General features: G+C 41.1%; 9 protein-coding genes. All 9 read left to right on the forward strand.

Going from position 1 to position 16076, the window contains the following annotated elements; all coding sequences use genetic code 11:
* Nucleotides 1-10: 10 nt before the first annotated feature.
* The 9 genes from WG954_RS11090 (at nucleotide 11) to WG954_RS11130 (ending at nucleotide 16022) form a co-directional block, all read left to right on the forward strand.
* Nucleotides 11-2344 (forward strand): sugar phosphate isomerase/epimerase family protein, encoded by a 2334-nt coding sequence (locus WG954_RS11090; RefSeq protein WP_340436432.1) that lies wholly within the window; start codon nucleotides 11-13, stop codon nucleotides 2342-2344.
* Nucleotides 2345-2537: 193 nt separating this feature from the next.
* Nucleotides 2538-5042, forward strand: a complete 2505-nt coding sequence (locus tag WG954_RS11095; RefSeq protein WP_340436434.1) for an L-rhamnose mutarotase — start codon at nucleotides 2538-2540, stop codon at nucleotides 5040-5042.
* 31 nt (nucleotides 5043-5073) lie between these two features.
* Nucleotides 5074-6153, forward strand: a complete 1080-nt coding sequence (locus tag WG954_RS11100; RefSeq protein ID WP_340436436.1) for a Gfo/Idh/MocA family protein — start codon at nucleotides 5074-5076, stop codon at nucleotides 6151-6153.
* A gap of 133 nt (nucleotides 6154-6286) precedes the next feature.
* Complete coding sequence (locus WG954_RS11105) at nucleotides 6287-7876, forward strand: sodium:solute symporter family transporter (protein ID WP_340436438.1); 1590 nt, start codon at nucleotides 6287-6289, stop codon at nucleotides 7874-7876.
* A 1-nt stretch (nucleotide 7877) separates the two neighbouring features.
* A complete protein-coding gene (locus WG954_RS11110) occupies nucleotides 7878-9245 on the forward strand; it encodes an MFS transporter (protein ID WP_340436441.1) in 1368 nt (455 codons plus the stop codon).
* A 72-nt stretch (nucleotides 9246-9317) separates the two neighbouring features.
* Nucleotides 9318-11450 carry an alpha-L-rhamnosidase-related protein gene (locus tag WG954_RS11115; RefSeq protein WP_340436443.1) on the forward strand — a complete coding sequence of 711 codons (2133 nt, stop codon included), beginning with the start codon at nucleotides 9318-9320 and terminating at the stop codon, nucleotides 11448-11450.
* Nucleotide 11451: 1 nt separating this feature from the next.
* Nucleotides 11452-13467, forward strand: a complete 2016-nt coding sequence (locus WG954_RS11120) for an aceric acid hydrolase (protein WP_340436445.1) — start codon at nucleotides 11452-11454, stop codon at nucleotides 13465-13467.
* 6 nt (nucleotides 13468-13473) lie between these two features.
* Nucleotides 13474-14718, forward strand: a complete 1245-nt coding sequence (locus WG954_RS11125; protein ID WP_340436447.1) for a ribulose-bisphosphate carboxylase large subunit family protein — start codon at nucleotides 13474-13476, stop codon at nucleotides 14716-14718.
* Nucleotides 14718-16022, forward strand: coding sequence for a four-carbon acid sugar kinase family protein (locus tag WG954_RS11130; RefSeq protein WP_340436449.1), 1305 nt, complete (start codon nucleotides 14718-14720; stop codon nucleotides 16020-16022). Before WG954_RS11125 ends, WG954_RS11130 begins: the two co-directional genes overlap by 1 nt.
* Nucleotides 16023-16076: the final 54 nt, after the last annotated feature.

Genomic DNA, 16076 nt, shown 5'->3' on the forward strand with positions numbered 1-16076 from the left:
ATGGATAATTATGAAAATGATAGTTGATAATGTTACCAACAAGAGTACTTCTATGATACTTTTGTTGCGTCGCACTCTTGTACATTCTGTTCAGCATTCAGCAGTGAAAGCACAACCTGCCTTTGCACCTTTGCGCCTTTGCGTGAAACCCTTCGTGCTTCTCTGTGCCTTCGTGTCTCTGTGGGTCAACTCAACTGCACAACTTAATACAGACAATCAATACAGCAAACCGTTAAAGGAAGTATTAAACGATGTGCAAAAGAAATACGGTGTTACCATCAAGTTTGTTGACAGCATGGTGAAAGGTAAAACCGTTACCTATGCAGAATGGAAGTATCGTCCCGATGTAGAAGTAACGCTTGATAACATTCTGAAGCCACTCGAATTAAAAGTAAAGAAAGAAAAAGACAAGCAATACAAACTGAGTGCATACGAATATTACCGCTGGCCTGTAGAAGAAGGTTGGGCAGAAATGGATCGTATCGCTGCGCAATACAAAACAGTGGAAGAGTGGGAGAAACGAAAAGCAGAGTTAAAACCCTGTTTAAAAGAAGCATTGCAGTTAGATCATTTACCTGCTGCACCAAATAGTAAGCCGATCATCAATGCTAAACGCATCTTCGATGGTTACACTGTAGAAAATATCGCTATCGAAATTTTACCCGGTGTGTGGATCAACGGATCGTTGTACAAACCATTAAAGTACAAAGGTAAAATTCCTGTCATCTTAAATCCCGATGGACATTGGGAAAAACAACGTTACCGTGCCGATTGTCAATACCGTTGTGCAGCAATGGCAAAGATGGGCGCCATGGCATTCAGTTACGATCTGTTTGCATGGGGCGAATCGTTACTGCAATTCAAAATCGAAGATCACCGCAGGAGTTTGGCTATGACCATACAGGCATTGGGTGCTATCCGCATTCTTGATTATTTACTGGCGCAGAAAGATGCCGACACAAATCGTGTAGCCATCACCGGTGGCTCAGGTGGCGGCAGTCATACTGTGCTGATGACGGCATTGGATGATCGTATTAAAGTATCTGCACCTGTTGTTTCCTTGTCATCTTATTTCTATGGTGGTTGTCCTTGTGAAAGCGGAATGAATATTCATGCTTGCGGGGGACGCACAAACAATGTAGAGATCGCTGCAATGGCAGCGCCTCGTCCGCAGTTGGTTGTAAGTGATGGCGGCGACTGGACAGATAAAATGCCTGAACATGATTTTCCTTATCTGCAAACAATGTATAGCTGGTACAACAAAAAGGAAAATGTAACCAATGTACATCTTCCACAAGACAAACATGATTTCGGAATTACCAAACGTACACCGGTATATGAGTTCATGGCAAAACATCTTGGTTTAAATATTAAAGCCATCCAGGATGCAAATGGAAAAATAGATGAATCAAAAATTACCATCGAGCCGGAGAAGAGTTTGTATGTGTTTGGTGATAATGGAGAGAAACTACCTGCACATGCAGTAAAAGGGTTTGAAAATTTAGAAAGAGTATTTGCAGAAGAAATTGAAAAGGCGAGAACCAATCAACGCTATAAAATCGGTTTGATCGATTTGATGTTGCTCAAACGCCAGAAGCTTGGTGCTATCACGCTTACAGCTGAATTAAAAGCTGATGGAGTCGAAGTGGATATGGGTGGATTGGGCAATCGTCCCACATTCGATAATCAATTGCTCATCGACAGTGTGCGTAATCAGTTCATCCAAACAGCCAAAGAAAACAACGTTGAGATATTCTGTTTGGCAATGACGGGTTACTATGCACAATCTTTTTGCGGACGAGCAGAATACATCCGCAGCATTGAAGACTGTATCAAAACCATGAGTTTGATGAAGGTAAAACATGCATTCCTGCCATTGGGAGTACAATGCGATATCAAGAAGAATCCTGCCATTCGTGATTCGGTGATTGCACGTTTAAGAGTTGCAGGTAAGTTGGCTGAAGAAGCTGGTGTCATCATCGGTATTGAAACCTCACTCACTGCAAAGGAAGAAGTGGAGTTGCTGAAACAGATCGGCTCACCTGCCATCAAAATCTATTTCAACTTCTCCAATCCGCTCAAAGAAGGAAGAGACCTCATCAGCGAAATAAAAATTCTCGGCAAAGACCGCATCAGCATAATCCATGCTACCAACAAAGACAGTGTGTGGTTAGAGAACGATCCGCAAATAGACATGTACAAAGTGAAAAGTACATTAGATGAAATTGGCTGGAGCGGTTGGTTGGTGATTGAACGTAGTCGTGATGCAAAGAAACCTTCCGATACTAAGTTTAATTACGGAGCAAATACGGCTTATTTGAAGAAGGTTTTCCAAGGCGAGTAATACATTTAGCAGGGCGCTACCGGGCTGAATTGTTTTCTTCCAGCCTTGCCAACTTCCCGGCGAGCCCCAAAACAGGAAAATCGTCCATCATTATAGCAAATACACACATTTTTAAGGGGCGCAAACAAGGGTACATTTATCAGCGTAAAAGCCTGCTTTTGAGGCAGGTTAGAAAGCGCCAACTGTATTTGGAATGAAACGATTGCACTCCTGCCTGTTTATCTGTTTTTTACTGGTTGCCCAATTTGTGGCAGCTGCAGAAATTTATGTTTCCCCCAATGGTTCAGATCGCAACGATGGTTCAAAAGAAAAACCTTTTGCAACGCTCAACATGGCTTTGCGTAAAGCAAGAGAATTACGCCGTTTAAATGATGCAACGATCAGAGATGGTATTCATATTATTTTGCGTGGCGGCAATTACCAGGTATTGGAAACCATTGTCATCAGGCCGGAAGATAGCGGCACCCGTGAAAGCACCACGTTTATTGAAGCAGCTCCAAATGAAAACCCTGTTTTAAATGCTGGCGTACAAATCAGTAATTGGAAGAAAGTAACTGCTTCTGTCAATGGCTTGCAGGCGAAGTATCAAAATAAAATTTGGATGGCGGATGTACCACAGTTAAACGGAAGCGATTTTAATTTTCGTCAGCTGTGGGTGAACGATGCTAAAGCGGTACGAGCTAAATCTTCCAATGGAGAAGTGATGCTGCGTATTTTAAACTGGAACAAAGCAGAAGCAGCTTGTGTAATACCAGCACTTCCATTTATCAACTTAGAAAAAGCAAACGGTCTTGAATTATTTATTCATCAGTGGTGGGAGATCGCTAACCTGCGGGTGAAGAAAGTGCAGGTGATGGGCGACAGTACAAAGTTGTTTTTTCATCAACCGGAAAGCAACATACAAAACGAACATCCCTGGCCTGCACCCTGGCTGAGTAAAGAAACCGGTAACTCTGCTTTTTATTTAACCAATGCAATTCAGTTTTTAGATGAACCCGGCGAATGGTATTTAGACGTAGCGAATAAGAAAATTTATTACTGGCCACGCAGCAATGAAAATTTAGCAACAGCAAAAGTGGTAGCGCCGTTTACAGAAACATTGATCAGCGTAGAAGGAACAATTGATAACCCGGTTAAGAATTTAGTGATTGATGGAATTTCATTTCAGCATACGGGTTGGCTGCGACCATCATTACAAGGACATGTGCCGCACCAGGTTGGTTTGTTTATGACAGAAGCATACCGATTAAAACCTGCAGGCACGAAAGAGAAACCGGGATTAGATAACCAGGCATGGGTTGGTCGACAAGCGGCAGCATTTGAATTGAGTTATGCCATTCGTACACGAATTAAAAATTGTTCTTTTCTTCATTTGGCAGCAACAGGTATTGATTTGAAAAAGGGGGTGCAGGATAACATGACGAAAGATAATTTGTTCAGCGATATTGGCGGTACGGCTATCCTCGCCGGTAATTATGGTGATGAAGGAAGAGAAATTCATTTGCCCTTTGATCCCAAAGATAACAGAGAGAAATGCGATGTGATTTTTATTGAAAATAATTTTATTACAAATGCTACCAACGAAGATTGGGGCACTGTGGGTATTGGTTGTGGTTTTGTGAGCAGAACAAGTATCCGTCATAATGAAATTGAAAACGTATCGTACAGTGGTATCAGTTTAGGTTGGGGATGGTCATCTGAACAAAATATGATGAAGGACAACAGGATCGTTGCTAACAAGATTCATCATTACGGTAGATGGAATTACGATTGTGCAGGCATTTATACTTTAAGTGCACAACCTGGTTCTGTTATCGAAGACAATTACATCGATAGTATTTATAAGTCACCTCTTGCTCACTTGCCATCGCACTGGTTTTATATTTATACAGATGAAGGTTCATCGCATTTCACAGTAAAAAATAACTGGACACCCTCACAGAAATATTTACAGAATGCCAACGGTCCGGGCAATGTGTGGAGCAATAATGGTCCACAAGTGCATGACAGTGTAAAACAAAATGCCGGACTGGAAAAACGCTTTCAATATTTAACCGCTCACAAAACTGCAAAGACAGGGGTTATCAACGAAGAGCATAACGAGGTGATTGAACTGGTTGTGAAAGAGGGCATGCAGTTGAATTTACTGAAGCTGAAAGAGCTGCTGGCAAAGAATAATATGGACAGCAATGCTATTTATCATTGGCAGAATCATTATGTCATCTTCGATAAAGTGCAGGACATCGGCGTGATGCAGGGAAGGATCGCCAATAATTTTCCGGAAGTAGAAGTAAGAGTGTACCATGACATGTTTTACGAATACAGCAAGAAAAAACATTGCATTGATAAAACAGTTGCGAAAGAATGGGAACATATCATCCTCACAGCAAATCTTGTGGCAGATGAAAAGTTACAGAAGGAATACCTGAACTATCACGCCACACAATTTGAAAAATGGCCGGAGATATCCAAAGGATTTTGCAATGCCGACTTTCAGCAGTTGTTGTTGTTCAGGAATGGACGACAGTTGATGTTGGTGATCAGTATTCCAAAAGGAGAGAGTTTAGATAAGCTCAATCCAAGAACAACAGCCAATAATCCACGGGTGGATGACTGGAATAAGATCATGAAGAAATACCAGGAAGGAATTAAAGGAACGAAGCAGGGCGAGACGTGGGTGTTCCTGGGAAAGTTATAAGTATTAAGTCATAAGTAAAATAGAAGTAAGAATGTTGACTATCGGAATTTTAGGCGTTGGTGAAGGCCGCAGTACCATGAGTGCAGCTTTGCAAAGCAAAAAACTGCATCTCAAAATCATTTGCGATCGTAACGAAGAGTTATGCAAACAACGTTGCAAGGAATTTGATTTTAATAGTTATACAATCAACTACGAAGATCTGCTTAACGATGCAGAGATCGACATCATTGCCATTTATACACCTGATCATTTGCATGCCGATCATATTAAACAGGCATTACTGCATGGTAAACATGTAGTATGCACCAAACCGTTTATTGATGATCTGAGTCGTGCAAAAGAATTACTGGAACTGCAACAGCAAACAGGTAAAAAAGTATTTGTGGGACAAAGCTCACGCTTCTTCGAACCATATAAACGTCAACGCAAAGATTTTGAAGCAGGAGAGATTGGTGAACTCATCACTATCGAAAGTCATTACAATGCAGATCATCGCTGGTTCCTCGAAAAGAAATGGGCGTTAGAAGATTCATTCAAATGGTTGTATGGTGGTTTAAGTCATCCTGTAGATTTTATTCGTTGGTATTTACCAAACATTGAAGAAGTGATGGGTTATGGTATGATCAGCAGCAATGGAAAAACTGCAGGATTGAAAAATGAAGATACCATGCACTTCATCTTCAAATCAACTGATGGACGAATTGCAAGAGTGAGCGGAAGTTACACAGGCCCAACGCAACCGACAAAACGTGACAGTGGGATGAGTTGTGTGCTGCGTGGTACATTAGGTGCTTCACAGGCCGATTATCATGAGCTGCGTTATTCCATCACCGACAAAACAGGCGAAGAAAAAATTATTCATTGGGGCGACAGCACATTAAAATATTATTTCCGTTTCGAAGGGCAAAGTCATCATGCAGGTGAGTATCAAAACTATTTGGAATACTTCGCTGATTCTATTGAACAAAACTTTACAGCTTATCCCAACATGCAGGAAGGAATTGGGACAGTGGCATTGTTGCAGGCAATGGATAAGAGTTTGAAAACAGGTATGCCGGTGAAGATCAAAGACATTTATCAGAACCATGATTTATTGGATTTGTGGGATTAAAAGGAATTAAATCCTATAAATCAAAATCATCCCATGAATCCCGGTTCAGATAATTGATGAATAGATAACAAGACGATGAAGTGAGTGAGACAACAAAGATGCTATAAGCACTAAAGCAGGTAACAAAAAATAAATGAACGAAATTTATAATAAACTCACAACGCTTGATTTTGCCATTGTAGCAATTTATCTCATTGCCTTGCTGGCTATTGGTTATATCGCCAGTTTCCGCAACAAGAAAAAAGATGAAACGCTGTTCATGGCTGGCAATTCGCTCAACTGGTACAACATTGGTTTCAACATGTGGGGAACAAATGTTGGTCCTTCATCATTACTTGCATTTGCAAGCATTGGTTTTTCGGCAGGTATTGTGGGTGGAAATTTTGAATGGTATGCATTTGTGTTTTTAACGCTGCTGGCAATGGTGTTTGCACCACGTTACATTGCAAGTAAAGTAAGTACTATGCCCGAGTTCATGGGCAAACGTTACGGCAAAAGCACGCAGGATATTTTAGCAGGTTATGCGTTGATAAAAATTCTCATCAGTTGGTTGAGTCTTGGTTTATTCAGCGGAGGAATCTTGGTTCGACAAATTTTAGGCATCCCCATGTGGCAATCAACAATAGTGCTCGTTGCATTCTCCGGTTTGTTTACCTACATGGGCGGTTTAAAAGCCATTGCAAAAGTGAATGTGTTTCAAATGATCTTATTGATCATTGTGTCACTGGCATTAACGTTTATCGGTTTGCAAAAGCTTGGTGGCATTACTGCTTTGATTGATAAAACGCCGAGTCATTTCTGGAATTTAATTCATCCTGCATCCGATCCCGGTTATCCATGGCATGCATTGTTACTGGGGTATCCTGTATCGGCAGTTGCATTTTTCTGTACCGATCAAAGTATGGTGCAAAGTGTATTGGGCGCAAAGAATTTAAAACAGGGACAGTTGGGTGTAAACTTTATCGGCTGGTTAAAAGTATTGGCATTGCCGATGTTTATTTTGCCCGGCATTTTGTGTTTTGCTTTATACCCCGATCTAACCGATGATAAATTAGCCTACATGACAATGGTCACCAATTTATTTCCTTCTGGCTTAAATGGTTTGGTGATTTGCGTGTTGATCGCTGTGTTGGTTGCAACCATTGGTTCATCATTAAATGCATTGAGCACTGTGTTTACAAAAGATATTTATGTAAACAACATGAATAAAAATGCCACAGTAAAGCAACAGATTAACGTTGGACGTATTGTGGTCATCGTCGGATGTGTGTTAGCTGTGTTAATGGCTATTGCGTTGGATAATGTAAAAGGTAAAACGCTGTTCGATATTTTTCAATCGATACTGGGTTACCTTGCTCCGCCACTGGCAGTTACTTTTTTATTGAGCGTATTCTGGAAACGCACAACCAGGCTCGCTGTGAATTTAATTTTATCAGTCGGATCTGCATTCAGCTTGTTTGTTGGTATGCTCAACTTGTGGATCTTACCTCCCGATGAAGCAACAGGAACAAATACATGGTGGCCGCATTATTTTCTCATCTCGTTTTATATATTCCTTGTTTTGTTTGTCGCAGCCATCATCATTTCATTGGTAGATAGAAACAAAGTAACTGCAGCGATAGAAACAGCGCCTTTACCAAAAACAGATAAGCAGGTAAAAATTTTGTTTGTTTTATTAGGGCTTGTCATACTAACCCTCTACATCATTTTTAACGGACATTAATATGGAACATAAAAAAGGAAGTTTAAAAAGTACGATCGCAGTATCGCTCACAAACTATCTTGATGCTGGCGCCATTGTGGCTGGCGCAAGCGGGTTGACTCTTTGGCAAAATTATCTCGGGCTTAACGAAGGGCATCTTGGTTGGCTGAATGCAATCAGCGCAAACGCCTTTGGTGCGGCTATTGGTGCTATTTTCGGAGGTTTCTTAGCCGACAAGTACGGACGAAAAACCATTTATACATACAATATGCTTGTGTATATGCTGGGGATTGTCATTATTATGTTCACCGTTAATTTTCCCATGCTGTTGACAGGTTTCCTGGTTACAGGTATTTCAGTGGGAGTGGGTGTTCCTGCCTCATGGACATATATTTCCGAAAATTCAGAAGTGGGTAATCGTGGAAAGAATATGGGTATTTCACAGTTTGCCTGGGGGGTGGGGCCAATGATCATTTTAATGTTGGGAATGCTGCTTGCTCCTGGCAAAGCCGATGCATCAGCCGGTATCTTATTTGATTACGTACAAAAAATCGCTGCGTTCTTTATTGGTAACGATGCAAGCGTTGAAGCAATCAATGTATTTAGCAGCCGTATTATTTTTGGTTCTTTGTTGGTTGTGGCTTTCATCGCATGGACTTTGCAACGGAAACTAAATGAATCGAAAGACTGGGAAGAAGCAAAAAAATTGCAAACCAAAGAAAAGCAACCCGGCGTTTTCGCATCGTTTGGTACCCTTTTTACAAATAAAGTGAATATCCGAACCATGCTTTTCCTGGCTGGCATTTACATTAGCTGGAATATGGTGGCATCGGTAATGGGTTTCTTTCAACAACATATTTATGAAACCGCAGGCGGCCTTTCCAACGGGGAGGCCAATATGATCACGGCAGTACAATGGATCGTGATTATTGCAGTAACGTATTTTGGCTTTGCATTGCTCGTTGACAAAGTCAATCAACGCTGGCTCTATGTTTTCGGTACAACGATTGGTATAGTGGCCTGGTGCATTCTTATTTTTATAGGAATAAAAAATCATCTTGCGCTTTGGACGTTCACTATTCTTTGGGGCATACATGCCGGAATAAGTGTACAGGCATTTTATGCGCTTTGGGCTTCGGAACTTTTTCCTGCCAAATACCGGGCAGCCGCTCAGGGCATTATGTTCTTTGCGGTTAGAAGCATTGCAGCGGTTTGGGGATTTGGTTTTGTAAATATTTATGGCGAAAACGGAGAAGGATTTTACACTGCAGCCTACATTATGATCGGGTTGCTGCTTGTGGCACTGATCATAGGAACGATTTGGACACCAAAAACCCAAGGCAAATCATTACAACAAATAACGAAAGAAAGATACGGTGAGGATATTTAATGAATAAGGCTTTGCCTGAATAACGCAAACAAATAAACGAAGTAATAACAGCGAAGCAATTAACGTGAAGCAATGAACAACTCTTTTTTATTGAATACTTCTTCTGCTCCAACATGGATATGGTATCCCGGTGATTTTGAAATTGTACTGGCCAATAAAGTACAAAACCGTCGTACCGAACGTGGCACATTTTTTCCAGTTTTTTGGAAAATTGACAACCACTATGTGCTTATGGATTTTCATAAAGTGTTTGATGTGCCTTCGCCTGAAACGGTTGACATTTATGTAGAAGGCGAATACAATGTAAAGCTCGATGGCAAAGCATTTGAAGGAAGTCCGAAACAAATTGTTGTACCTGCAGGTAAACACAAGATCAATATAAAAGTATTAAACCAGGCCAATGTGCCGGCTATTTATGTAAAAGGAAAAACAATAGTATCGGATGCAAGCTGGCTTGTAACTTTTGAAGATAAAGAGTGGATTGATGAAACAGGCAAAGCCTCCGACATCTCCGCTACCAAATGGGTAAATGCAGGAAGTTCGAATTTTAATTCCCCAACGCAATTGCCTTCGCAATTTATGTTGCCCACAAAAAAGCAAGAGGCAGTATCTGTTACCAAAGGCAAGCAATCGATGCTGGTAGATTTTGGTAAGGAAACATTTGGTTTTATTCAATTGCATGGCCTTGCCGGGAAAGGTAAAGTATCGGTGTATTATGGCGAATCAGAAGAAGAAGCATTATCTACAGAGCATTGCGAAACGCTGGATAGAGTGGAAGTAAACGATCAGTTGAAGAAAGATCAGGTAATTAAGTTGTCAAAAGCCTATCGTTTTGTGAATGTGCAATACGATGAAGGCGTAACGCTTGATTCGGTTTCGATGCTTTATGAATATGCTGATGTAAAAGAACGTGGAAGCTTCACCTGTAACGATGAAGAGATCAATCGAATTTATGATGTAGCGAAATATACATTTGAATTAAATACAAGAGAATTTTTCATTGATGGCATCAAACGTGACCGTTGGATTTGGAGTGGTGATGCGTATCAAAGTTATTTGATGAACTACTATCTGTACTTCGATAACGAAACAGTAAAACGTACAAGCTATGCCTTGCGTGGTAAAGATCCGGTAACTGGTCATATCAACACCATCATGGATTATACCTTTTACTGGTTCCTCGGCATTTATGACTATTATCTCTACACAGGTGATGAAAAATTTATTGCACAGAACTATGATCGTATGAAAACGATGATGGATTATGTTTTGGCAAGAAGAAATAAAGATGGCTTGATGGAATGGATGAATGGCGACTGGATCTTTATTGATTGGGCTGAAGGTCTCAGCAAAAAAGGTGAAGTAAGTTTTGAGCAATTGTTATTGACCCGCAGTCTTGAAACAATGGCTCTTTGTGCCAACATTGCCAACGATAAAGATGCAGTAACAGAATACAATGCGTTGGCTGCTGATATGCGTAAAAAACTTTTTGATATTTATTGGAACGAACAGAAACAGGCCTTGGTGCACAGTCGCATTGACGGAAAGCAAACAGAAAATGTAACACGTTATGCAAACATGTTTTCCATCTTCTTCGATTATTTTAATCAGCAACAAAAACAAGCGGTAAAAAATTCGGTGCTGCTGAATAATAATATTCAGAAGATCACCACACCGTACATGCGTTTCTATGAACTGGAAGCATTGTGTGCATTGGGTGAACAGAATTATGTACTGAAAGAAATGAAAGACTATTGGGGAGGAATGTTGAAGCTTGGTGCAACAAGTTTCTGGGAAGAATACAATCCAGCCAAACAAGGAGCAGAACATTATGCGATGTATGGCAGGGAGTTTGGAAAAAGTTTATGTCATGCGTGGGGTGCAAGTCCGTTGTATTTGCTCGGAAAATATTATCTCGGCGTAAAGCCAACTGCGCCCGGTTATGCGGCGTACCTTGTTGAACCAAATCTCGGCGGACTTGAATGGATGCAAGGCAAAGTGCCAACACCAAACGGAGACATTGAATTGTATGTAAGCAAAGAGCAGGTGAAGATCAAAGCTGCAACAGGTGAAGGAACCATCCGTTTGAAAAGTAAAACACAACCTTCCGGCAACAATGTGACAGCAGTAGTAAAAGGAAATGATATGTACGAGATCACAGTGAAACCCGAAACAGAATATACAATCAACTATAAAGCGCAGTAAGATGAAAAGACTAAGTGCAATTTTGTTACTGACAGTTTTAGTGCTGAATCAAACTTCAGCACAAACAAGTTTGGTCAATACGCAAGGCAGCAGTTACGCTAAACTTACTGGCGTCGGCATGAGCGATGTGCAGTGGACAAAAGGTTTTTGGGCCGAACGTTTTGCTGTTTGTCGTGATGCGATGTTGCCGCAGCTTTGGCAAACCTATACCAGCAAAGACATCTGTTATTCATTTCAGAATTTCAGAGTTGCTGCCGGTTTAGATACCGGTCGTTTCCGTGGTCCATCTTTTCATGATGGCGATTTTTATAAAACACTGGAAGCAGTGGCAGCGATGTATGCAACAACCAAAGATCCGCAATTGGAGAAATGGATGGATGAAGCGATTGATGTAATTGGCAAAGCACAAAAGACCGATGGTTATATCTATACCAAGAATATTATTGAGCAAAAGAAATCAGGTAAAGAAAAAATGTTTGATGACCAGTTAAGTTTTGAAGCTTACAACTTTGGTCATTTAATGACAGCGGCTTGCGTGCATTACCGTGCAACAGGGAAAGCAACATTGCTCAACATCGCAAAGAAAGCAGCTGACTTCTTAATTGGTTTTTATAGTTCAGCCTCTCCTGAATTGGCAAGGAATGCGATTTGTCCTTCGCATTACATGGGTTTAACAGAATTGTATCGCACAACAAACGATAAAAAGTATTTAGATCTTGTTATTCATCTCATCAACATTCGTGGTACGGTTGAAGGAACAGATGATAACAGCGACCGTGCACCTTTCCGTGAAATGAACAAAGTGGTGGGTCATGCAGTACGTGCAAACTACTTGTTTGCAGGTGTTGCCGATGTATATGCCGAAACAGGCGACGTAACATTGATGAACACGTTGAATAAAATGTGGAATAACGTCATCAATACAAAAATGTATGTAACCGGAGGTTGTGGTGCGTTGTATGATGGTGTTAGTGTGGATGGTACTGCTTACAAGCCGGATACTGTTCAGAAAGTACATCAGAGTTATGGACGGGATTATCAATTGCCAAACTTCAGTGCACACAATGAAACCTGCGCCAACATCGGTAATGTGTTATGGAACTGGCGAATGTTTTTATTAACCGGTGAAAGCAAGTATGCAGATATTGTTGAACTCACTTTATACAACAGTGTATTGAGCGGTGTAAGCATGGACGGTTCAAAATATTTTTATACTAATCCATTGGCAGCAACAACGAACTATCCATATCATTTGCGTTGGGAAGGTGGAAGAGTGCCTTATATCAGCAAATCGAATTGTTGTCCGCCGAATGTTGTCCGCACAATTGCAGAAGTAAACAGCTACATGTACAGCATTGGCGAAAAAGGTTTGTACATTAATATGTATGGCGGCAACACACTTGCTACGGAATTGCATGATGGTACAAAGATCAAACTTGAACAGACAACGAACTACCCTTGGGATGGAAAGATTGTGATTACAATCAAAGAAGCTACAGATAAACCTGTGAATATCTTCTTACGCATACCAGGTTGGAGTAAAGCGTATACGTTGAAGATTAATAACACATTTCCGAAAGTGAGAGACAGAGATGGCGGCTTTGTTATTGCAGGAAGAAAATGGAGTGCCGGTGATAAAATTGAATTGGTTTTTGATATGCCTGCGACATTGATCGAAAGCAATCCATTGGTGGAAGAAACAAGAAACCAGGTAACGGTGAAACGTGGACCTGTTGTGTATTGCCTTGAATCAAGTGATTTGCCTCAACAAAAAGTATTTGATGTAGTGATTCCATCAAATATTAAACTGCAACCAGTGGCAATGAAAATTGATAATGGGAACGTAATGGCATTAACTGGTGAAGCAAGACTGCTTGATCAGAATCAATGGAACAATACATTGTACAAAGAAGTAAATACAAAACTCAAACCTGTCGACATAAAACTCATTCCTTACTATGCCTGGGCAAACAGGGGAAAAACGGATATGACGGTTTGGTTGCCTTTAATGAGATAACATAACATGGAACGGATTACAGCAACATATTTTATTGAAACGCCGTATGCGCCGGAAAAAGCAGCGGCGGTATTGGCAGGTGAGCAATCATCCGGAACATTTGTAGCAGTGCCCGGCGAAACCGAAGAACTCAAACAACGTTTTGCTGCAAGAGTTGAATCGGTTGATGTATTGGAAACCGTGAATGAACCAGCCATTCCCGGAGCATCAAGCAAGGATGGGAAGTACCGCCGTGCCATTGTGAAAGTATCGTGGAGTATTGAAAACTTCGGTTATAACCTTCCTGTGATGGTTTCAACCTTACAAGGAAATTTATACGAGATCACACAGTTCACCGGTTTGAAGTTGATGGATATAGAATTGCCTGCCTCATTCGGCCAACATTTCAAAGGCCCTGCATTTGGTATTGAAGGTTGCAGAACATTAACCGGAGTAAAGGATCGTCCGTTGATCGGCACCATCATCAAACCATCGATCGGATTATCAGTCGAGCAAACTGCTTCGATGGTGAAAACTTTAGCTGAAGCAGGAATTGATTTTGTAAAAGATGATGAACTGCTTTCTTCATCTGCCAATTCAAATTTCAATGATCGTGTTGATGCGGTGATGAATGTCATTAATGCACATGCAGATAAAACAGGTAAGAAAGTAATGTATGCGTTCAACCTCAGTGGCGAAGTAGATGAAATGCTGCAACGTTATGAGAAGATCGTTAAGAGTGGCGGCACTTGTGCCATGATCAGTATTAACAGCGTTGGGTTGGCAGCTGCAAAAAAAATCATGGATCAACGACAGTTGGCTATTCATGCACATCGCAACGGTTGGGGTATGATGACAAGACACCCTTTGCTGGGAATTGACTATAAAGCCTATCAAAAAATATGGCGATTGGCTGGTGCAGATCAAATGCATGTCAACGGTATACAAAATAAATTCTGGGAGAGCGATGATAGTGTGGTGGCATCCATTGAAGCATGCTTAACAAAAATGTTCGATCATAAAACGGTTGTGCCGGTGGTATCATCGGGCCAGTGGGGTGGACAGGCATTTGAAACCTATCGCAGAACAAAAACTGTTGATCTCTTGTACATGGCCGGTGGCGGTATTATGGCGCACCCAATGGGAGCAGCAGCAGGTGTGGTGGCATTGCAACAGGCATGGAAAGCAGCTGTTGATGGATTGACGTTGGAAGAAGCAGCGAAGCTGTATAAAGAATTTGCGGCAGCGGTTGAAAAATTCGGTAAGAAGTAGTGAACAACAATCAAAATATATTACTTGCTTTTTACGGCGATGATTTCACCGGTAGTACCGATGCACTGGAATTTATTACACGTGCCGGTGCAAAGGCTGTGTTGTTCATTGAGCCACCAACAACAGAACAGTTGCAACAGTTTCCGCAAATGGATGTAATTGGTGTAGCAGGTAAAACAAGATCATTATCGCCCATGCAAATGAAAGAGATATTGATTCCTGCATTTGAACAGTTGAAAGCAAGCAGCGCAAAGCATGTGCATTATAAAGTATGCTCTACATTTGATTCATCGCCTGCGGTTGGGAGTATTGGTCAAGCGATTGATTGTGGTGCTGAAGTGTTCCAGAATAAACTGATACCGATGTTGGGTGGTGCGCCATCGCTTGGAAGATATTGTGTGTTCGGGAATTTGTTTGCAAGGATGGGTATTGGCAGCAATGGAAATATTTATCGGTTGGATCGTCATCCATCGATGAGTAAACATCCGGTAACACCGGCTGATGAAAGTGATTTACGATTGCATATTGGTAAGCAAACGAATAAAACAATAGGATTGATCGATATTACACACATTGAACAACCAATAAAACGATGGGCTGAATCAATAAGAGATGAAGAAGTTGTATTGGTTGACGTAATGGATGAATTACAATTGATCAAGATCGGAGAGTGGATGGCGCAACTTGAAGAAAATAAAACATTGTTCAGTGTAGGTGGCTCAAGCGTGGAGGCGGCATTAGGCAATTACTGGAATGAAAAGAAAATATTGAATCCTGAAACGCAATGGAAACATCCGGGTAAAGCAGAATCATTATTGGTGATATCAGGAAGTTGCTCACCTGTTACTGCTGCACAAATTGAATTGGCCAAGGCAAATGGTTTTGCAGAAGTGGTGCTGGATGCAGTGAGAATTGTAAATGAGAACACAGTTGATGCTGCAATAGGAGGCCATGTAGCGATGTTGTTGCAGGAGCAGAAGAAAGTTATTGTTCATACAGGTGCAAAAGAACTGGAGAATCTATCATCTGAGAAATTGGGTACTGCATTGGGAAGCATTGCAAAGCAAGCAGTGATGCATACAAATGTGAAACGTGTGGTATTGGCCGGTGGCGATACAAGCAGTTATGCAGCGAGGGCAATGGAGATTGATGCGGTTGAAATGATTGCTCCATTGGTGAGCGGTGCACCGTTGTGCAAAGCTTATTCGAAAAATGAAAAGATAAATGGACTGGAAGTGAATTTTAAAGGCGGTCAGGTTGGTGCAGAGAATTATTTTGGAGTGTTGTTGAATGGTGAGCTATAATGGTGAATGAAGAATCTGAAAGCACAAGAGTGCGACGCAACGAAAGCTAAATAG

The sequence above is a fragment of the Lacibacter sp. H375 genome (genome assembly GCF_037892425.1).
Taxonomy (GTDB): Bacteria; Bacteroidota; Bacteroidia; order Chitinophagales; family Chitinophagaceae; genus Lacibacter.

What these genes read in the sequence shown, in the direction of transcription:
- WG954_RS11105 (WP_340436438.1), top strand. Translation starts at nt 6,287, where the DNA reads ATGAACGAAATTTATAATAAACTCACAACGCTTGATTTTGCCATTGTA.
- WG954_RS11095 (WP_340436434.1), top strand. Translation starts at nt 2,538, where the DNA reads ATGAAACGATTGCACTCCTGCCTGTTTATCTGTTTTTTACTGGTTGCC.
- WG954_RS11100 (WP_340436436.1), top strand. Translation starts at nt 5,074, where the DNA reads ATGTTGACTATCGGAATTTTAGGCGTTGGTGAAGGCCGCAGTACCATG.
- WG954_RS11090 (WP_340436432.1), top strand. Translation starts at nt 11, where the DNA reads ATGAAAATGATAGTTGATAATGTTACCAACAAGAGTACTTCTATGATA.
- WG954_RS11110 (WP_340436441.1), top strand. Translation starts at nt 7,878, where the DNA reads ATGGAACATAAAAAAGGAAGTTTAAAAAGTACGATCGCAGTATCGCTC.
- WG954_RS11125 (WP_340436447.1), top strand. Translation starts at nt 13,474, where the DNA reads ATGGAACGGATTACAGCAACATATTTTATTGAAACGCCGTATGCGCCG.
- WG954_RS11120 (WP_340436445.1), top strand. Translation starts at nt 11,452, where the DNA reads ATGAAAAGACTAAGTGCAATTTTGTTACTGACAGTTTTAGTGCTGAAT.
- WG954_RS11115 (WP_340436443.1), top strand. Translation starts at nt 9,318, where the DNA reads ATGAACAACTCTTTTTTATTGAATACTTCTTCTGCTCCAACATGGATA.